Origin of the sequence: Pseudomonas sp. QS1027 (assembly GCF_002814235.1) — a bacterium.
Taxonomy (GTDB): domain Bacteria; phylum Pseudomonadota; class Gammaproteobacteria; order Pseudomonadales; family Pseudomonadaceae; genus Aquipseudomonas.
Window position 1 is genome coordinate 211,482 of sequence record NZ_PHSU01000011.1, and the last position, 17,766, is coordinate 229,247.

At 60.6% G+C, this 17,766-nt stretch carries 20 protein-coding genes and 1 pseudogene; 5 read left to right on the top strand and 16 right to left on the bottom strand.

The window, feature by feature from the left end; all coding sequences use genetic code 11:
- Positions 1-208: 208 nt before the first annotated feature.
- Positions 209-946, top strand: coding sequence for a 1-acyl-sn-glycerol-3-phosphate acyltransferase (locus CWE01_RS11750; protein WP_100940693.1), 738 nt, complete (start codon positions 209-211; stop codon positions 944-946).
- Between the two features lie 69 nt (positions 947-1,015).
- Complete coding sequence (locus tag CWE01_RS11755; protein ID WP_100940694.1) at positions 1,016-1,987, top strand: magnesium and cobalt transport protein CorA; 972 nt, start codon at positions 1,016-1,018, stop codon at positions 1,985-1,987.
- Between the two features lie 45 nt (positions 1,988-2,032).
- Here the strand turns inward: CWE01_RS11755 and CWE01_RS11760 are convergent, their stop codons facing one another.
- Positions 2,033-2,761, bottom strand: a complete 729-nt coding sequence (locus CWE01_RS11760) for an amidotransferase (protein ID WP_100940695.1) — start codon at positions 2,759-2,761, stop codon at positions 2,033-2,035.
- A gap of 623 nt (positions 2,762-3,384) precedes the next feature.
- On the opposite strand from CWE01_RS11760, the gene CWE01_RS11765 reads away from it, so the two are divergent.
- Together CWE01_RS11765 and CWE01_RS11770 are read left to right on the top strand one after the other, a co-directional pair.
- Positions 3,385-3,849 (top strand): rhodanese-like domain-containing protein, encoded by a 465-nt coding sequence (locus tag CWE01_RS11765; protein ID WP_100940696.1) that lies wholly within the window; start codon positions 3,385-3,387, stop codon positions 3,847-3,849.
- Complete coding sequence (locus CWE01_RS11770) at positions 3,846-4,646, top strand: cytochrome c (protein ID WP_100940697.1); 801 nt, start codon at positions 3,846-3,848, stop codon at positions 4,644-4,646. The genes CWE01_RS11765 and CWE01_RS11770 overlap by 4 nt, the downstream gene beginning before the upstream one ends.
- Positions 4,647-4,650: 4 nt before the next feature.
- Here CWE01_RS11770 and CWE01_RS11775 read toward each other — a convergent pair whose 3' ends face one another.
- The 11 genes from CWE01_RS11775 to CWE01_RS11830 all read right to left on the bottom strand — a co-directional run bounded on the left by CWE01_RS11775 (position 4,651) and on the right by CWE01_RS11830 (position 14,195).
- Positions 4,651-5,463: a transglutaminase family protein gene (locus CWE01_RS11775; protein ID WP_100940698.1), complete on the bottom strand. Its 813-nt coding sequence runs from the start codon at positions 5,461-5,463 to the stop codon at positions 4,651-4,653.
- Positions 5,460-6,410, bottom strand: coding sequence for an alpha-E domain-containing protein (locus CWE01_RS11780; protein WP_100940699.1), 951 nt, complete (start codon positions 6,408-6,410; stop codon positions 5,460-5,462). Before CWE01_RS11780 ends, CWE01_RS11775 begins: the two co-directional genes overlap by 4 nt.
- An 11-nt stretch (positions 6,411-6,421) precedes the next feature.
- Complete coding sequence (locus CWE01_RS11785) at positions 6,422-7,831, bottom strand: circularly permuted type 2 ATP-grasp protein (protein WP_100940700.1); 1,410 nt, start codon at positions 7,829-7,831, stop codon at positions 6,422-6,424.
- Between the two features lie 282 nt (positions 7,832-8,113).
- Positions 8,114-8,452: a ribonuclease E inhibitor RraB gene (locus CWE01_RS11790; protein WP_100940701.1), complete on the bottom strand. Its 339-nt coding sequence runs from the start codon at positions 8,450-8,452 to the stop codon at positions 8,114-8,116.
- 199 nt (positions 8,453-8,651) lie between these two features.
- A complete protein-coding gene (locus CWE01_RS11795; RefSeq protein WP_256145668.1) occupies positions 8,652-8,888 on the bottom strand; it encodes a hypothetical protein in 237 nt (78 codons plus the stop codon).
- Between the two features lie 220 nt (positions 8,889-9,108).
- Positions 9,109-9,714 carry an START domain-containing protein gene (locus tag CWE01_RS11800; RefSeq protein WP_100940703.1) on the bottom strand — a complete coding sequence of 202 codons (606 nt, stop codon included), beginning with the start codon at positions 9,712-9,714 and terminating at the stop codon, positions 9,109-9,111.
- Positions 9,715-9,757: 43 nt separating this feature from the next.
- Positions 9,758-10,012, bottom strand: a complete 255-nt coding sequence (locus CWE01_RS11805; RefSeq protein ID WP_100940704.1) for a YkgJ family cysteine cluster protein — start codon at positions 10,010-10,012, stop codon at positions 9,758-9,760.
- A 148-nt stretch (positions 10,013-10,160) separates the two neighbouring features.
- On the bottom strand, positions 10,161-10,676 hold the full coding sequence (locus CWE01_RS11810; RefSeq protein ID WP_100940705.1) for a hypothetical protein: 516 nt from the start codon (positions 10,674-10,676) through the stop codon (positions 10,161-10,163).
- Between the two features lie 104 nt (positions 10,677-10,780).
- Entirely contained in the window at positions 10,781-12,223 is a 1,443-nt protein-coding gene (locus tag CWE01_RS11815; protein WP_100940706.1) for a PLP-dependent aminotransferase family protein, read from the bottom strand.
- Positions 12,224-12,551: 328 nt separating this feature from the next.
- Complete coding sequence (locus CWE01_RS11825; protein WP_100940707.1) at positions 12,552-13,271, bottom strand: SDR family oxidoreductase; 720 nt, start codon at positions 13,269-13,271, stop codon at positions 12,552-12,554.
- Positions 13,272-13,346: 75 nt separating this feature from the next.
- On the bottom strand, positions 13,347-14,195 hold the full coding sequence (locus CWE01_RS11830) for an SDR family NAD(P)-dependent oxidoreductase (RefSeq protein ID WP_100940708.1): 849 nt from the start codon (positions 14,193-14,195) through the stop codon (positions 13,347-13,349).
- Between the two features lie 108 nt (positions 14,196-14,303).
- Here CWE01_RS11830 and CWE01_RS11835 point away from each other — a divergent pair, with 108 nt between their 5' ends.
- On the top strand, positions 14,304-15,182 hold the full coding sequence (locus CWE01_RS11835) for a helix-turn-helix transcriptional regulator (protein ID WP_100940709.1): 879 nt from the start codon (positions 14,304-14,306) through the stop codon (positions 15,180-15,182).
- 179 nt (positions 15,183-15,361) lie between these two features.
- On the opposite strand, the gene CWE01_RS11840 is transcribed toward CWE01_RS11835, so the two are convergent.
- From CWE01_RS11840 to CWE01_RS11855, 4 genes and pseudogenes are all read right to left on the bottom strand, one after another.
- Positions 15,362-16,177, bottom strand: coding sequence for an OmpA family protein (locus CWE01_RS11840; protein WP_100940710.1), 816 nt, complete (start codon positions 16,175-16,177; stop codon positions 15,362-15,364).
- Complete coding sequence (locus tag CWE01_RS11845) at positions 16,174-16,530, bottom strand: DUF4398 domain-containing protein (RefSeq protein WP_100940711.1); 357 nt, start codon at positions 16,528-16,530, stop codon at positions 16,174-16,176. Before CWE01_RS11845 ends, CWE01_RS11840 begins: the two co-directional genes overlap by 4 nt.
- Positions 16,531-16,540: 10 nt before the next feature.
- Positions 16,541-16,774, bottom strand: a pseudogene (locus CWE01_RS11850) (ABC transporter substrate-binding protein); the annotation flags it as partial.
- Positions 16,775-16,835: 61 nt separating this feature from the next.
- Positions 16,836-17,765, bottom strand: coding sequence for an electron transfer flavoprotein subunit alpha/FixB family protein (locus tag CWE01_RS11855; RefSeq protein WP_100940712.1), 930 nt, complete (start codon positions 17,763-17,765; stop codon positions 16,836-16,838).
- Between the last annotated feature and the right edge of the window lies 1 nt (position 17,766).

The following is a 17,766-nucleotide window of genomic DNA, read 5'->3' on the forward strand; positions in this document are numbered from 1 at the left end:
GATTTCTGTCGTACCCGGCGTTTGTGGTCCGGCGAGGCGCCTCAAAAAAAAGGATCCCGTTATATAAGCAACCGCTCTAACCCGCACCTGCCACCGAAAAGCGGAAACATACGCTAAAACATCGCCATCTCCCGGCTACAGACGGCAATTGCCGAAAACAGTGCACATCCGTACACTGCGCCACCTTTTGTCCGGGTGGGCCCTGTAGATGCTGTTTCTGGTACGTATGTTGTTGATGGCACTGCATTTTGTGCTTGCCGGTGTGCTCGGTGTGTTGCTCGGGCTGTGCCGTCCGTTCAATCCGGACAACAGCCGACTCTGCGCCCGCCTCTATGCCTTGCCGGCGATGTGCATCCTGCGCCTGCGGGTCAAGGCCGAGGTCAGCGCATTGACGGACAAACCGCACGGCTGCGTGATCGTCGCCAATCATCAATCCAACTATGATCTGTTCGTCTTCGGCAATGTGGTGCCACGCCGCACCGTGTGCATCGGCAAGAAAAGCCTGAAGTGGGTACCGCTGTTCGGCCAGCTGTTCTGGCTGGCCGGCAATGTGCTGATCGACCGCGGTAACGCCCACAAGGCCCGGCGCTCCATGCTGAGCACCACCGAGACCTTGCAGCACAAGGACACCTCGATCTGGGTCTTCCCGGAAGGCACGCGCAATCTGGGCGAAGAACTGCTGCCGTTCAAGAAAGGCGCGTTTCAGATGGCCATCGCCGCCGGTGTGCCGATCGTGCCGGTGTGTGTCAGCAGCTACATCAAGCACATGCGCCTGAACCGCTGGCGCAGCGGCAAGATCCTGATCCGCTCGCTACCGGCGATTCCCACCGCCGGGCTGACGCTGGACGATATGCCGATGCTGATCGCCGAATGCCGGGAGCAGATGCGCGCCTGCATCGCGGCCATGGACCAACAACTTTTCCCCGAACTCCCGCGAGTTTGCTGACTCTGATCAGGCAGGGCAGGATAAGCTCCACCCCGCCCCTCCCTCAAAAAAGAAGAAGTGATCAGCACTATGGGTAGAGTCGTTGCCTCGGCGGTTTACAGCGCCGGCAGGAAAGTCCGGGATATCACCCTCGATGAAGGCAGTGCCTGGGCGGCGAAGCCCGACCACTTTGTCTGGATCGGCCTGGAAGAGCCCAGCGCCCAGGAACTGGCCAATCTGCAAAAGCAGTTCAATCTCCACGAGCTGGCCATTGAAGACGCCCTGGAAAAACACAGCCGGCCCAAGCTGGAAAGCTTCGGCGATGCGCTGTTCATCGTCACCTATTCGCCGGTGCGCAACGAAGGCAAGCTGGAGTTCATCGAAACCCACATCTTTGCCGGCAACGGCTACATCATCACCTGCCGCAACGGCCACTCCAAATCCTACGCCCACGTCCGACAACGCTGCGAAGCACGGCCACTGTTGCTGGAGCACGGCGAAGACTTTGTGCTGTATGCCCTGCTCGACTTCGTCACCGAGAGCTATCAGCCCGTCAGCGAAGCGATCCACGCCGAAATCGACGAGCTGGAAAAGAATGTGCTCGGCAGCGCCCTGAACGAAGGCGATATCCAGCGCATCCATCATCTGCGCCGGGACGTGCTGCGCCTGCGCCGCTACGTCGCGCCAATGGTGGAGATCAGCGAAGAAGTGTCGCGCCTGGACTTCCCGTTCATCGACAAGAACATGCGCCCGTATTTCCGCGATGTGCAGATCCATGTCACGCGCCAGATGGAAGACCTGGCGACGCTACGCGATATCGCCAGCCAGACCATCGAGATCGGTGTGCTGCTGGAGGCCGCGCGCCAGAGCGTGGTGCAGCGCAAGTTCGCTGCCTGGGCGGCGATCCTGGCGTTTCCAACCGCAGTCGCCGGGATCTACGGGATGAACTTCCAGAATATGCCGGAGTTGAGCTGGCACTACGGCTACTTTGCCGTTCTGGGGTTCATCTCGGTCGGCTGCGTGACCTTATGGGCCAGCTTCAAGAGATCCGGCTGGCTATAAAGCCCACAGGGGCCGCCAAGGCCCCTGGAAACCCCTTTCGCTCATTCAGGCCGATGCCGTCTCTGGCTTATGCGCCACAAAACGCATCATCCATTCCGCAACAGTGGTGCCATGGTGCTCGTGCACCAGGCTCGCCACGCCGTTGGAGTAGATCTGCTCGCCGAGAAACTCCTGGCGGATCTCCAGCAACGCCCGGGAGTAATCGTGGATAAATTCCGGATGCCCCTGGAAGCACAACACCTGGTCATTGATGTGATACGCCGCAAAAGGGCAGAAATCGCTGGAGGCAATCACCGTGGCGTTTTCCGGCAATGCGGTGACCTGGTCCTGGTGGCTGATCAACAGGGTCAGCTCTTCACGCACCGGGCTCATCCACGGCGCCTTGGCAGCCAGCTTGTATTGATGGGTACCCACGCCCCAACCCTGGGTCGCACGTTCGGTCTTGCCACCCAGCAACAGCGCCAGCAGCTGGTGGCCGAAACAGATGCCCAGCAGCTTGTCACCGCGCTGGTAGCGATCCAGCAGGTAAACCTTGAGGGTCTGGATCCACGGGTCGCTACCGAAGGAGTCGGCCTTGCTGCCGGTCACCAGGTAGGCGTCGAAGCTCAACTCGTCACTCGGATAGTTACCCTGCATGACGTTGTAGACGCTGAACTCGGCCGCGATCGGTTGCCGGGAGAACAGGCGCTCGAACATCTGCCCGTAGCCCTGATATTGATCGACCAGTTCCGGGCGCAGGACATCGGTTTCCAGAATGCAGATGCGTAACGACATAAAAATACCCGACACAAAAAGACAAAGAATGAAACCCGAGCCTGCCTTGAAACCCGCTTTCAAGGCAAGCACAGAACGCACGCCTGCAAGCTCCGGTTCAGCTTGCCGGCAAACCGGAGAACAGACGGCTCAACGGCCCCGTCGATCACACTCGGACGAACGGTAGTCTGCTAAGGGACAGCCGCTTTTTCCCCTTGCACGTGTCTAGCAAAAGGCCCGCTAGGCGACTGGCGATGTGCCTCATGCCTTTTTAAAAAGATTTTTCGATCGAATGATACGAAATGGTTCTAAGCCAAGTGTGACGCGGGCTCTAAGGTTAAGCCTGTAGAGATGGCCGTCGGGTTTTGCCGAGGCATCGTCTGCATCAGCATTGTTGTCAGTAGTCGTCGTCAGGAATAACAACAAAAGGCAGTCCGCCATGTTCAAGCATTCGAAAATCCGTCAAGCCGGTCTCATCGTCATCGCCACCACACTGCTGTTGATCCTGCCGAACATCACCAAAGTGATCGGCTAGGCGCTCTCTGGCGTGTTTTCCGGCAACCCCGCGCCGACCTTTACAGGTTCACTACCGAAGTGCGGTTTTGTGTGCCAATCTTGAGCCATGACTCGATGGAGGGAGACGCATGCGCCACTGGATTGTCATGACTGCGCTGTTCATCAGCTGTTCCGCCCAGGCTGGCATCATCGATGTGAATCGCGCGGTGGACGAGATCCGCGACGGCGCACTGATTCTCGATTTGCGCAATAACGCCGATTTCGCCGCCGGCAATGTGCATAACTCACTGCAAGTCGACCTGACCCTGGAAGACGGCACCGGCAATGACGCCGAAGGCCTGGCCTACCAGTTGCGCCAGGTGGTGCTCGACCCCAGCGCCACGGTCGTCATCTATAGCGACACCAACCAGCACGCCCTCGACGCCGAAGACACGCTGATCAAGCATGGCTACCTCGGCATCGTCAACGGCGGCAATTACGAAGAATTGCGCGACGCCATCTTCGACCATGTCGAAGACACCCCGGGCTGGGTCTTCGAAAACGACGACAACACGGCCGACGAGGCCGCACCATCGGGGCCTCCTGCCGAATGAAACCGCTGATACTGCTCACCTCCCTGCTGTTCTGCCCTGCCCTTTACGCCGCCCAACTGGAACTGCCCCAGGGCAGCGGCAGCCGGACCTGGCAAACCGAGGAATTGCTGGGCCAGGCCCAGACCATCACCGTCAAGGACGATGTCTCCTACAAGCGCGATATGACCTATCGCGCCGTGCCGATGGCAGTCTTACTACAAGGCATCAAGGCCGACGATCACCTGCAGGCGGTGGCGCTGGACGGTTTCGCCGCCGAGATGACCGCTGCCCCGTTGTTGAATCGCCAAGGCGCGCAGGCCTGGCTGGCGGTGGAGGATCCGGGCAAGCCCTGGCCGCCACTGGCTGACGGCAAACCGAGTGCGGGGCCGTTCTATCTGGTCTGGACAGATCCGCAGGCCGGCCATATCAGTCCAGAGCAATGGCCCTACCAGATGGCAAGCATCAAACGCCTGGCTTCGGTGGCCGAACGCTTCCCGGCCCTGCGTCCGGACCCGAAGCTGGCAGCCAATGATCCGGTGAACAAGGGATTCGCGCTGTTCCAGAAAAACTGCATGGCCTGTCATCGACTCAACGGCGCCGGAGACGCACAAGTCGGACCGGACCTGAACGTGCCCTACAACCCCACCGAATACTTCGCCGCGGGCTACCTCAAGCGCTATATCCGCGACCCGCAGAGCCTGCGGCACTGGCCGCAGGCGAAGATGCCGGCGTTCGCCCCGGCCGTGCTACCGGACGGCGAACTGGATCAGTTGGTGGCGTACCTGAAGCACATGGCCAAACGCAAACAGCCGATCTGAAGCGTTATTGCTGTTGCACCGACAAGACCGGCAAGATCGGCGTCGGCGACACCAGCACCTTGGCGTGCATCTGCTCACAGCCGCCGCCCCGGCGCATGCCGCGTACCGGGCAGGCATCGAGGTAATCCAGGCCCACCGCCAGCTTCAGATGGCGCTCGGGCCGGGACAACTGATTGGTCACATCGAAGCTGTACCAGGCGTCATCCAGCCAGGCTTCGGCCCAGGCGTGGCTGGCCAGGTGCTCGCTGTTCTCGCTGTACAGATACCCCGACACATACCGCGCTGGAATCCCCAGGCTGCGTGCGCACGCCAGGAACGCATGGGTATGGTCCTGGCACACCCCGGCGCGCCGGGCAAAGGCCTGGGCGGCGCTGGTGTCGACTTCGGTGGCACCCGGCGTGTAGGCCATGTGCTGGTTCAGCGCCTGCATCAGGTCGATCAAGGCGCTGCGGTCACGCCGCTTGCGGCATTGCTTGTCGGCAAAACCGCGCAGGGCATCGTCCGGCTCGGTCAGGCGGGTCATGCGCAGGAACGGCAAGGCCGACTGGCTCTCGTGCTCGGCCTCGCGCTGCTCGTCGATATCCACCTGGCCCCGGGCACCGATAATGATGGCTTCATGGGGTTCGTCGAGGGTCAGCACGTGGAGGATATTGCCGAACGGATCGAGCTGCGCCCGCACCGGACGCGGCAGGGTCAGCTGCCAGCTGAGTACGTGCTGGCGCTCGCTGTCGTGAGGGGTCAGACGCAAATACTGGATGCTCGCCCGAACCTGATCCTCGTAGTGATAGGTGGTCTCGTGGCTAATGGAAAGTCTCATGCAGCCTCCAGGTAGGAACTGTGGATGGCGTTGCCCAGTTCGGCAACCAGGGGAATGAACTCGATCAGCCAGGTGTGCAGGCCTTCGTCGAGGATCTCATCGATACCGGTGTAGCGCAGCCGCGCATCCATCTCGGCGGCCAGGCGCTGGGCCGGCCGGCCGTTGATGCCCGGCAGGCTGGCGAGGATCTGGTCGATTTCTTCGGTACAGGCGCGCAGCGAACGCGGCACATCGGCACGCAACAACAGCAGTTCGGCAACCTGCCGCGCGCCCGGGGCGTCACGGTAGATCTCGGTGTAGGCTTCGAACGACGACAAGGCCCGCAGCAACGCACTCCACTGGTAATAGGCGTGGGCCGTGCCGTCGCTGACCGCGTCGGCCTGGTCGCCGGCCATGTCGTAGCGGGCATCCAGCAGGCGCAGGGTGTTGTCGGCCCGTTCGATAAAGGTGCCCAGGCGAATGAAACGGAAAGCATCGTTACGCATGATGGTGCCGTAGGACGCCCCACGAAAAAGGTGCGAACGCTCCTTGATCCACTCGCAGAAACGGCTCATGCCATAACGCCCCAGTCCCTGGTCGGCAATGCCGCGAATCTCCAGCCAGGTGGCGTTGATGTTTTCCCACATGTCCGCAGTAATCCGCCCACGCACCGCATGGGCACTGGCCCGTGCCGCCCGCAGGCAACTGAAGATGCTCGCCGGGTTGGCCGCGTCCAGGGCAAAGAAGTGCAGCAGCCGGTCGGCATGCAGCTCGCCATGGCGCTCCAGGTAATCGTCCAGGGTACCGGTGATCAACAACGGCATGGCCATTTCATGCAGACCGTCACCACGACCGTCCTGCGGCATCAACGACAACGAATAACTCACGTCGAGCATCCGCGCGAGGTTTTCCACGCGCTCCAGATAACGCGACATCCAATACAAATCCGAGGCAGTTCTACTTAGCATGTCAGGCTTCCTTAATCCTCGACCACCCAAGTGTCCTTGGTGCCGCCGCCCTGGGACGAGTTCACCACCAGGGAGCCTTCACGCAGTGCGACGCGGGTCAGCCCGCCCGGCACCACGCGGGTCTCACGACCGGAGAGGACAAATGGACGCAGATCGATATGGCGCGGTGCAATGCCGCTCTCGACAAAGGTCGGGCAGGTCGACAGGGACAACGTCGGCTGGGCGATATAGGCATGGGGCTTGGCTTTGAGCCGGGCACGGAAGTTCTCGATTTCCGCCGCGCTCGCCGCCGGCCCCACCAGCATGCCGTAACCACCCGAACCCTGGGTTTCCTTGACCACCAATTCAGGTAGATGCGCCAGCACGTGGGAGAGTTCCTCGGGCTTGCGACACTGCCAGGTCGGCACGTTCTTCAGAATCGGCTCTTCGTCGAGGTAAAAGCGGATCATGTCGGTGACGAATGGATACACCGACTTGTCATCCGCCACCCCGGTACCGATGGCATTGGCCAGCACCACATTGCCGGACCGGTAGGACGACAACAGGCCGGGCACACCAAGCATCGAGTCGGGGTTGAAGGCCAGCGGATCGAGGAAGGCGTCGTCGAGGCGGCGGTAGATCACATCCACCTGTTTCGGGCCGTCGGTGGTGCGCATGAAGACCTTGTCGTCACGCACGAACAGGTCAGCCCCTTCCACCAGTTCCACGCCCATTTCCCGGGCCAGGAACGCATGCTCGAAGAACGCACTGTTGAAACGCCCCGGCGTCAGTACCACCACGCTCGGGTCGTCCAGCGGACTTGAGCTTTTCAGCGTGTCGAGCAACAGGTTGGGGTAGTGGTCGATGGGTGCGATGCGTTGAGCGGCGAACAGCTCGGGGAACAGGCGCATCATCATCTTGCGGTCTTCGAGCATGTAGCTCACGCCGCTGGGAGTACGCAGGTTGTCTTCGAGGACGTAGTAGCTGCCGTCGCCATCACGGACCAGATCGACCCCGGAAATGTGCGAGTAGATATCGCGGTGCAGGTTCAGGCCCTGCATGGCCAGTTGGTACTGCTCGTTGGCCAGGACCTGTTCGGCGGGAATGATCCCGGCCTTGATGATCCGTTGTTCGTGGTAGAGGTCGGCGAGAAACATGTTCAACGCCTTGACCCGCTGGATGCAACCGCGCTCCACGACACGCCATTCACTGGCGGGAATACTGCGGGGGATGGTGTCGAACGGAATCAGCCGTTCAGTGCCTTGTTCGTCTCCATAGAGGGTGAAAGTAATCCCGGCGCGATGAAACAGCAGATCGGCCTCACGTCGCCGTTGTGCCAACAACTCCTCGGGAGTGTCGGCCAGCCAACGAGCAAATTCCCGGTAATGCGGGCGGACCTGGCCGCCGGCATCGTACATCTCGTCAAAATAGGTGCGGATCATGCCGTGCTCCTTGTCACCCGGTCACAAGAGCCTTCGCAAGGCCCGTGCCATCGGCATAAACGCTTTAATATCAACAAGTTGGATAATCATCCAACCTGCGCCGCACCATCACTGTGCAGTAAACGCCCCAATGTAATCAGCAGCGCCTCATTGCGAAGCAGGCTTTGCCTATCCACCAGCATAGTCAGAGTTTGCCCACCTGCGCGGACGGTCCTTTTTTGTGCGCGACAAACAAAAACGGCCAACCCTTGGGTCAGCCGTTGCTGGTTGAAGGAAGTGCTCTCAATTGAGCGCCCGCACCGGGTGCTTGACGCCCCAGCCTTCTATCGTACCGCCCAGGGGCTCGACCACCGCCCCGAAGTTCTGCTCGAAGTCACCGATACCGCCATATGTGGCGTACATCACCTTGCTCAGCTCCAGGTACCAGGCGCCGTCATCGCGGACACTGACCTGGGCATTCAAGGATTCGCCGCGAAACTTGCCTGCCGCCCTGCGCGCCCGCTCCTCGTCCGGGAAAACAGCATAGAACTCGATGGGATGGATGCGTGCGAAATCGAAACCGCCTTCTTTCATGCGGCGCAGCACGTTGCTGCTGATGTCTTCTTGATAGGCTGTGCTCATGAAACGTCCTCCTCAGCAAGCGTTGGATAGACTTTCCGTACTCCCGAACCAGACACCGAACAGCGCTGGCGTGACCACAATCGGGAAACAAGCATGTAGCTGACAAGACCAGACCTATAGCGAATCATTCGCTGATCTCCCTTGCAGAGTAGCGCGATGACATCGCCTCTGCCAGAGGGAATTCAGAGGAAAAGCGCGGTCAGGGTAAAGGCGTGATACTGAGGATCTGGATGCTGTTCTGGTCCTTCAGGCTTTTGACCGTCGGGTCCGGGGCACGGCCTTCCAGGTCATTGAGATCCAGCGCGGCGGGAACCGGCAACAGCTTGGCACGAATCAATCGCGCGGCCTGTTCCAGGTCCGGTTGGCTGGCACATTCGAAGTGCTCCGTGTCCTGCACGCCATGATCGTCGACGAAAGTAACTGCCCACTTGCTCATCGGTGCCTCCTCGGTAAAGCCCATGGACGGGCTTACTACATCTGGACTGTAGAGCACGGGAGATCGTTCAACCTGTTTTGAGCCGCACAAGCCCTGGAAAACACTGCATAACCTTGTAGGAGCAGGGCTTGCCCGCGAAGAGGCCCTCAAGACCACTGAAAACTTCGCCGACAAGCCAGGTTCACAAGGTCCGTGAACGTTCCGATAGGGTTTCAGCCCCTCATTTCTCGGCGTGTTCCTTCAGGGCCTTGAGGGTATTGAACGGTGCATCGACCACAAACTTGTTGGCCAACCACGATGGCACGCTGCCGCCCGGCTCGGTGTGCACCTGGTAGGTTACTTCGGTCATGCCGTCAGCCTTGGGCACCAGCGTCCAGAAGCCGTCCACCTGGGCGACACGGACATAACCCTTCTCTTCCGGCAGATAGGTCGGCACCCCCTTGAGCGTGCGGGTCAGGCTGCCGTCAGCGCCCTTGGTGGTGGTGATCTGCAGGATCGAGTCGCGATCGGTGACCGGGAACGGCGCCTTGAACTGGGTGTAGGTCCAGCTCAGGTCACCGTCCTTCTTCAACAGCTTCTGCGACTTGCACTCGTGGATCCAGGCGCAGGCGCCGGACACGTCTTCCTGCAGTGCCTGGATCTTCGCCACGGGCGCCTTGATCAGGGTCACGCCACGGTAGGCCTTGTACTGGGAATTGGCGACTTCACTCAGGGACACCTTGATGCCGTCCTGGTCCTTGGCCGTTTCCCAGTTTTCCGCGTAGGCGGTACCACTCAACAGGACAGTCAAACCACACACCACAGCCATTCGATGCAGCGAACTCATTGTTTTATTCCTTATTGTTGAAGTTCCGGTCATTGAACACACCTTACGCCGCTGTCATTTGCTCCCACCAGCCGATCAGACGGATCGCCTCTTCCGAACTGCTGCCGCAAACCTCCGGATCGGCCTGGAAAGCCCCGCACACAGAGGGTCGTTCAGGTTGGCCAAACAGGCCGCACAGACCTTCGACCGAGAGTTGCACGCAACGTTCTCCCGCCGGCTTGCCGTTGGGCATGCCTGGAATCGGCGTACTGATGGAAGGGGCGATGCAACAAGCGCCACAGCCCTCACGGCACTTCATGACGACAAGCTCCTGATAAGGGAAAAGGTGTGTGGAAGACAGAGTAACCGCTAAAACGGCTGTTTAAAATTGGTCGCACAACTGTTTTTCACGGATAAGCCCCATGACCGGGCAGTCACCGATGAAACGTCAAGCCGGGACGGCCATTTTACTGTTTGAATTCAAAATCCAGGGCCGCACCGTCAACTTCCTTGCGGCTCTCGTTACGCAGTTGTAGATCCATCTCATTCCTGAGCAAGCGCCCGTTGAGCTGGAAAGGTGTCTGTTCAGCAGGTTTTTCGAACAGTTGCGGTAACAGCGGTCGATTTTTCGACAACGGCACCGTGCCCAAGGGTTCAAGGCGCTTGACCATCTCCTGGGGCAGGCTGAGGTCCAACTGGGCCGGTGGCAGCGTGGTTTTCAGCGCTTCGCTGGCCGGCACGGCTTTGGCCGCAATCGGTGCACGCCGCTTGGCCTTGCCCGTCGGTGCCTTGCGGGTCGTTGTCCGTTTGCTCGGCAGCGGCTTTTTCTTCACCAGCTTGACGCTGCTGGCCGGGGTCCCGAGCGGCTTCTTTGTCGTCGTGGATACGCTGGTGTCCTGGGCCTGTGCCGTCACAGCCACTCCCGCCCCCATGCCTGTCAGCACGATCATCAACAGCAAACGAATGGAAAGAGTCGCTTTCATAGGCTCTACGACATGGACGACAGAGGGGGCCATATGCTCGCCTGTTGAGCGCCTCCTGACAAGCAGGCCGATCATCGCGACCGCACCTGCTTGTCCCCCTGCCGTCACAGAAGGCCGGCTGCCGTCTCCTGGCACAGCTGGCTGGCGAGCATGCCGAGGGTCATCAACGCCCGTTCGGCCTCGCGGTTCCAGGGGATTCCGCAGTTGAGCCGGATACAGTGATTGAACTGCTCGGTGTTACTGAAGATCAGCCCCGGGGCGATACTGATACCCTGCTGCAACGCCCGCACGTGCAACTCCTGGGTGTTGACCCGCCCGGGCAGGCTGACCCACAGGATGAAACCGCCGGTGGGCCGGGTCATCTGCGTCCCTTCCGGGAAGAACTGCTGCACCGCCAGTTGGAAGGCGCTCAGGTTCTTCCGGTACTCCTGACGGATATAGCGCAGGTGCCGGTCGTAGCCACCGTTCTCCAGGTAGGCCGCCACCGCCATCTGCGTCACGCTGCACGCCGAGTGGGTGCTGAAGGTCTGCAAGCGCTGGATTTCCTGCTGGAACTTGCCGGCGATCATCCAGCCGATGCGCACGCCGGGGGACAGGGTCTTGGAAAAGCTCGAGCAGTAGATCACCCGGTCCAGCCGGTCATAGGCCTTGAGAGCCTTGGTCCGGCCGACTTCGAACATCAGCTCGCCATAGATATCGTCTTCGACGATCTGGATATCGAAATCCGAGGCCAGGCGCAGCAATTGCTTCTGCCGCTCTTCCGGCATGGTCCCGCCCAGTGGATTGCTCAGGCGGGTGGTCAACACCAGGGCCTTGATCGACCATTGGTTGGCCGCCAGTTGCAGGGCCTCCAGGCTCATGCCGGTGGACGGATCGCTGGGAATCTCGATGACTTTCAGGCCCAGCAGATCGGCCAGTTGCAGCAGGCCGTAATAGGTCGGCGACTCGGCGGCGATCAGGTCGCCCGGACGGGTCAGCACCCGCAACGACATTTGCAGGGCATCCACGCAACCGTGGGTGATCACCACTTCCGAAGGGTCGATCACCACCCCGGCATCGCGCATGCGAATCGCCACCTGGCGGCGCAACGGTTCGAAACCGGGACTGAACATGTAGCTGAAGGCCCGCGGGCTGTGGAAGCGCGTGACCTTGGCCAATTGCTGATGCAGGGCGCGTACCGGCAAGTAATCCACCGACGGCACCGCCGCGCCGAAGGGAAACACCCCTTCGCGGCGGGACTCCACCAGTACCTGCTGGATGATGCTGCTGCGAGTGACCAGCCCCGGTCGTTCGACCCGGGCGATGTCCGGCGTGGGCGCGGTCAGGGCCGGGGTCTGGTGAACGTAGTAGCCCGATTGCGGACGCGCGCGGATCAGCCCCTGGTCTTCCAGGTTGGCATAGGCCTGCAGCACCGTGGCGTGGCTGACATTGAGCTGCGAGCTCATCTTGCGCACCGACGGCACCCGCTCGCCCGGCTGATAGACGCCCCGCCGGATATCCTCGGCGAGCTGCTGCGCAATACGTTGGTAGAGCAATAGGTTGGTCATGAAGCAGCACTCGGTTTCAACGGCATTTTTATTCTTGGAAGCAACAATACCGGAACAGTTTCAAAGTGTACTGGCACAGTTTCTACAATAGTCGACAATACAGTGGCAAGAGAAGTAAAACTGTACGGGCATCTGCATTGCGGTCTACAAGCCATTGAACGTGTTCTGCCAACGCGGGTGCTCGTCCTGGTACATCTGATTAGCGCTTACGGTCGTGGCGTACTGCCCCGGGTACGCCGCGCGAACTGCTGACCCACGCTCTGCACCTGAAATGCCAGCCCCTGTGCCAGCGTGATGAAGCGCGACGCCAGCGTCCGGGCCGCATGCGTTAGCTGCCTAAGCGCAACCCACCATCGCAAGTGATGATGTCTCCGCTGATGAAACTATTGGAGATGAGGAAAGCGATGGCCTGCCCAACGTCTTGCGGTTGCCCCACGCGCCCGACGGGCGTCTTGGCGGCATAGTCGGCAAAAACGGGAGCCTTCTGCTCGTCCGTCAGGAAATCCCACCAGGGCGTGTCGATCACACCAGGAGAAACTCCATTGACCCGCAGAGGACGCAACTCCGCGGCGAGGATAGGGACCAGTGCGGCAACCGCTGCGTTAGCTGCGCCGATCCCGGCTGTCCCAGGCATGGCGGACTGAGCGGTCACCGCCGAGATGAAGGTGATACTGCCGTCCTTGCGCAACGAGGGGAGCGCAGCCTGTGCCGTGGCAAAGTGAGGGAAAACCTTTTCCTCGAAACCTTGCCGCACTTCGTCGAGGCTGACAGATGCGAATGGTCCGGCCCCTTTGCCGCTACCAAGCGACAGTACGAGGTGATCGAATGCGCCGATGCCCGCGAAGGCATCGGCTAGGCGGCCCGTGTCAGCGGCATCAAGAACAAGGACGGTAAGATCACCACCCAATTCAGTCTTCGCCGCTTGCAATCGCTGTTCGGTACGGCCTGTGATCGTGACTTTGTGGCCCAGGGCAAGAAGCTGGCGAGCGGTCGCAAAACCAATACCGGTCGATCCTCCGATGATGACTGTGTGTTGTTGAATTGACATGATTTTTCCTTTTCTAATGGTTGAGAGATGAAATGCGTGACGACAGTGGTCAGACCGGTTGCGTGACTGAAGTCGTTATGCGCCGCTTGATGTGCCGGGATGGGCGTTCGGCAAGCCGACAAGTTCGAGACTGATCGACCGCAGGCGCTCACGCGCGGCAGCGTCATAGGCTTGTGGGTTGGCCCGTCGTGGCTGAAGTCCAGCGAAATACAGACCGCTCATTCCTTCCGTCTCGCCGGCAACAGCAAGATGGAGGATTGCATTGGCCCCTTCGTCAACGGTGCTGATCGGTGCGATACCGTCTTTGCGCACCATGGCGGTATCCATGTAGGTCGCCGGATGCAGGCTGTTTGCCGCGACCCCAGATCCGTCCAGTTCACGGGCCAGATCGAAGGTGAACATGATCTGCGCGAGCTTGCTCTGGCAGTAGGCTCGCGCACCGCTGTAGCCATTCGTCAGCATGATGTCGGCGAAATCGATGGACTGCTGACCCACCGATGCAACATTGACGATCCTGGCGGGTTGGCTCTTTTGCAAAAGCGGCAGTAGAAGGCGCGTCAGCAAGAAGCCGGAAAGATAGTTCACGGCAAAACGCAACTCGTAGCCATCCCGACTTACCTCCCGCGACGAACCGGGAACGCCAACGCCGATTCCAGCATTGTTGATAAGTACGTCAAGACGGCCATGGTCACGTTGAATGGCTTCTGCCAGTGCACGCACCTGTGATCGCGAAGAAAAATCGGCCGGATAGAAAGCTCCGCTCCCGCCTAAATTGCGGATCTCTGTCAACAGACCCTCGGCCCGCAATCGGTCGCGGCCATGGATCAATACGGTCGCACCTGACTTTGCGAGTCGTTGGGCAACCCGACGCCCGACGCCATCGGTCGATCCTGTAATCAATATGGTCTTTTCTTTTAGCTCCATGCTGCCAACCTCTATTGAACTTAATAGCGTTGCTGGCATTGTTCCCCGATCCCGATACCACAAACAGTTCCCGACCTATCATGGTATCAATACTGCTATGATGAAGAGATGAGCGATCTTCCGACCACCTTTGAAATTCGTCGCCGCGAGTTCGGAGCCTTCCTGCGTTCCCGCCGCGAAAAGCTGACGCCTGCCAACGTCGGGCTGGCTGAAGGATTCCGCCGGCGAACACCAGGGCTGCGGCGCGAAGAGGTTGCATTGCTCGCGGGCGTAGGAACCACTTGGTATACGTGGCTCGAACAGGGACGTGATGTGCATCCCTCGGTTGAAGTGCTATCGGCACTTGCCGACGCGCTCAAGCTCGATCCCGCCGAACGGAGGCATCTTTTCGTCCTGAACAACCGGCCGCCGCCGGAGGCCGCCCTGACAGGTCCCGAACGGGTCGAGGAGCCGTTGCGACGGATGCTCGATAGCCTGACGGGGCAACCTGCCTATGTATTGGGGCGTCGCTGGGACGTGCTCGCCTGGAACCGTGCGGCCGAGGTACTGTTTGGCGACTACGGCAAGCTTCAAGGCGACGAGCGCAACATCATGCATCTCGTCTTTGCCAACGGGGCGCACCGTCGTTTGCTGGTCGATTGGGACAAACTCGCACCGGCGGCGCTGGCCATGTTCCGTGCCGACAGTGCCCGTTATGCCGGCGATCCCGAGTTCGAGCGGTTGATTGCCACGCTGATGAAAGCCAGCCGCGAGTTCCGAGACTGGTGGCCCAGGCACGACGTGCAGCGGCCCTTTACCGGACACAAGCGCATCAAGCACCCGGTGGGCGGTCGCATGACGTTTGAATACACCAGCCTGGCCGTTTCCGATCAGCCAGACATGAAACTCATCGTGTACACGCCACTCGACGAGGCGAAGACGGCTGTGAAACTGGCTGACTTGCTTCAGACGCCCTCTCGGAGCAATAGGAATGCAAGGGTTGAGTAGCCAATGCCTCTGGCTAACACTTCCCCTTGCCGGGTGTGCAGAGGACGTTCGCCTCCAGGCCACCAGCGAGGCCACCACAGCCAAGCGGGTTGCGCTTGCGCGCAACGCGCCATGCCTGGCGCACAATAAAAAACCCGGCGTTTTGTGGACGCCGGGTTTTCGGGGGAAGCGTCCCGCCGTCAGCGCGCCGCGCCCAGCTGGCCTTTCTCATCGGAAAAGACAATCTCGACCCGACGATTCTGCGCCCGTCCACGCTCGCTGGCGTTCACGTCCACCGGGTACTGGTCGCCGTAGCCCTCGACCTGGATGCGCTTCTCGTCGATCCCCAGGTCCACCAGCATATCGGCCACCGACTGCGCGCGTTCGCGGGACAGTTTCAGGTTGCCGTCGGTGTCGCCGGTGCTGTCGGTGTAGCCCTCGATGCGCACGATGCGCCGTGGGTTGAGCTGGAGAAACTGCACCAGCTTGAGCACCGTGCGATTGGCCGAGTTCTTCAACTCCGCCTCACCCGTGTCGAACAACACATCGCCGAGGGTCATCACCAGGCCACGATCCTTCTGGTTACTGGTCAAACTGGCGATCTGCTCCTCTACCCACTTGCCCTGCTGCTGCACGCTGAGCAATTTGCTTTCGCGCAAGGCCAATTGCAGACGCTGACGCTCCAGCTCCAGCTTGGCTGCCCGCTCCTGGTTCAAGGCGGTTTCGGTGTGTTCACGGGCAATGTCGGCGTAACGCTCGCTCAGGTAGGCGTAGTGCTCGACATCACCGGCACTGCCCAGGTAGCCGGACAGGCGCTCGGCCCGGGCCAGGGATTCACCGGAGCGGATCACGTCCCTGGGCGCGTAACGCAGCACATTGGCGTCTTCCTTGACCTTCTGGAAATTCGCCGATGCCGCCTGCAGGGCCGCCTCACTGTCGTTCTGGCCGGCACAACCGTACAAGCCGACACAGGCCAGCAACAACAGGCCGCCCGCCCTTGCGCTCGAATAGATCATTGAGCCGTCTCCAGTTGCTTGTGCAGGCGCGCGATGCGGGTGTTGAGCAGCGTGAGCTGCTCCTGGCTCTTCTCGGTCAACACCTTGGCTTCGGCCAGGCGCGCATCCAGCTCGGCCTGTTCAGACTTGCGCCGGGCGCCACGGAACGCGTCCTCGGCCATATTGGCCTTGGCCCGGCGGAACTTGTCCTCGGCCATTTTCAGCTCCGGGACATCGTTGGCGTTGGCCCCGACGGCATGGGCCTGGGCGATGGCGCGCTCGGTCAGGCGCATCTGCTCGTTCGGGGCCGGGTCGGTGGCGCAGCCCGCCAGCGCCAGCACGGCCAGGGCCGCAAATAGAGGTCGAATACTCACAAAAAAATCCCTACGGTTTTGGGGCGCTGACCGGTTGCAATTGCCCCTTCCAACGCTCCAGATTGCGCTGCAACGCGGCTTCGGTCAGGCCGGAGGCGGGCAATTCTGTCATCTTTTTCGCCAACTGTCCGCGCAACCGGGGGGCATTGCAGCCCGAATTGTGGGAAACGGCAAGAAACAGACCGGACTGATCGACCGGTTGCGGATGGGCCTTGAGGTCGTTGGCCATGCCCAGGGCCTGGGCGCGCTTTTCAAAAAAAAACCCGGCCAAAAGGCCGGGTTCTTTTATAAGCCAAGCCGCCGGATCAGACCAGCTTCTCGAACTCGGGAACAGCTTCGAACAAGTCCGCCACCAGGCCGTAATCGGCCACCTGGAAGATCGGAGCGTCTTCGTCCTTGTTGATCGCGACGATCACCTTGGAGTCCTTCATGCCGGCCAGATGCTGGATCGCGCCGGAGATACCGACGGCGATGTACAGCTGTGGCGCGACGATCTTGCCGGTCTGGCCGACCTGCATGTCGTTCGGTACGAAACCGGCGTCGACCGCGGCACGGGAAGCACCCACCGCAGCACCGAGCTTGTCGGCCAGGGCATACAGGTGCTTGAAGTTGTCACCGTTCTGCATGCCACGGCCGCCGGAAACGACGATCTTGGCAGCGGTCAGTTCAGGACGATCGGACTTGGCCAGCTCTTCGCCAACGAACGACGATTTGCCTGCATCGTGAGCAGCGGCAACCGCTTCAACCGCAGCAGCGCCACCTTCAGCGGCAACCGGATCGAAACCGGTGGCACGCACGGTGATGACCTTGACGGCAGCGTTCGATTGCACGGTGGCAATGGCGTTACCGGCGTAGATCGGACGCTTGAAGGTGTCAGCGCTTTCCACCGAGATGATCTCGGAGATCTGGTCAACGTCCAGCTGCGCGGCAACGCGTGGCAGGATGTTTTTGCCGTTGGAAGTGGCGGCAGCCAGGATATGGCTGTAACCCTTGCCCAACTCGACGACCAGCGGAGCGACGTTTTCCGGCAGTTGATGGGCGTAGGCGGCGTTGTCGGCCACCAGTACTTTCGACACGCCAGCGATTTTCGCGGCAGCTTCAGCAACAGCACCCACGCCCTGGCCTGCAACCAGCACGTGAATGTCGCCACCGATCTTCGCGGCGGCAGCCACGGTGTTCAGGGTGGCCGGAGCCACGACCTTGTTGTCGTGTTCGGCGATTACCAAGATAGTCATG

What these genes read in the sequence shown, in the direction of transcription:
- CWE01_RS11750 (WP_100940693.1), top strand. Translation starts at nt 209, where the DNA reads ATGCTGTTTCTGGTACGTATGTTGTTGATGGCACTGCATTTTGTGCTT.
- CWE01_RS11755 (WP_100940694.1), top strand. Translation starts at nt 1,016, where the DNA reads ATGGGTAGAGTCGTTGCCTCGGCGGTTTACAGCGCCGGCAGGAAAGTC.
- CWE01_RS11760 (WP_100940695.1), bottom strand. Translation starts at nt 2,761, where the DNA reads ATGTCGTTACGCATCTGCATTCTGGAAACCGATGTCCTGCGCCCGGAA.
- CWE01_RS11765 (WP_100940696.1), top strand. Translation starts at nt 3,385, where the DNA reads ATGCGCCACTGGATTGTCATGACTGCGCTGTTCATCAGCTGTTCCGCC.
- CWE01_RS11770 (WP_100940697.1), top strand. Translation starts at nt 3,846, where the DNA reads ATGAAACCGCTGATACTGCTCACCTCCCTGCTGTTCTGCCCTGCCCTT.
- CWE01_RS11775 (WP_100940698.1), bottom strand. Translation starts at nt 5,463, where the DNA reads ATGAGACTTTCCATTAGCCACGAGACCACCTATCACTACGAGGATCAG.
- CWE01_RS11780 (WP_100940699.1), bottom strand. Translation starts at nt 6,410, where the DNA reads ATGCTAAGTAGAACTGCCTCGGATTTGTATTGGATGTCGCGTTATCTG.
- CWE01_RS11785 (WP_100940700.1), bottom strand. Translation starts at nt 7,831, where the DNA reads ATGATCCGCACCTATTTTGACGAGATGTACGATGCCGGCGGCCAGGTC.
- CWE01_RS11790 (WP_100940701.1), bottom strand. Translation starts at nt 8,452, where the DNA reads ATGAGCACAGCCTATCAAGAAGACATCAGCAGCAACGTGCTGCGCCGC.
- CWE01_RS11795 (WP_256145668.1), bottom strand. Translation starts at nt 8,888, where the DNA reads ATGAGCAAGTGGGCAGTTACTTTCGTCGACGATCATGGCGTGCAGGAC.
- CWE01_RS11800 (WP_100940703.1), bottom strand. Translation starts at nt 9,714, where the DNA reads ATGAGTTCGCTGCATCGAATGGCTGTGGTGTGTGGTTTGACTGTCCTG.
- CWE01_RS11805 (WP_100940704.1), bottom strand. Translation starts at nt 10,012, where the DNA reads ATGAAGTGCCGTGAGGGCTGTGGCGCTTGTTGCATCGCCCCTTCCATC.
- CWE01_RS11810 (WP_100940705.1), bottom strand. Translation starts at nt 10,676, where the DNA reads ATGAAAGCGACTCTTTCCATTCGTTTGCTGTTGATGATCGTGCTGACA.
- CWE01_RS11815 (WP_100940706.1), bottom strand. Translation starts at nt 12,223, where the DNA reads ATGACCAACCTATTGCTCTACCAACGTATTGCGCAGCAGCTCGCCGAG.
- CWE01_RS11825 (WP_100940707.1), bottom strand. Translation starts at nt 13,271, where the DNA reads ATGTCAATTCAACAACACACAGTCATCATCGGAGGATCGACCGGTATT.
- CWE01_RS11830 (WP_100940708.1), bottom strand. Translation starts at nt 14,195, where the DNA reads ATGGAGCTAAAAGAAAAGACCATATTGATTACAGGATCGACCGATGGC.
- CWE01_RS11835 (WP_100940709.1), top strand. Translation starts at nt 14,304, where the DNA reads ATGAGCGATCTTCCGACCACCTTTGAAATTCGTCGCCGCGAGTTCGGA.
- CWE01_RS11840 (WP_100940710.1), bottom strand. Translation starts at nt 16,177, where the DNA reads ATGATCTATTCGAGCGCAAGGGCGGGCGGCCTGTTGTTGCTGGCCTGT.
- CWE01_RS11855 (WP_100940712.1), bottom strand. Translation starts at nt 17,765, where the DNA reads ATGACTATCTTGGTAATCGCCGAACACGACAACAAGGTCGTGGCTCCG.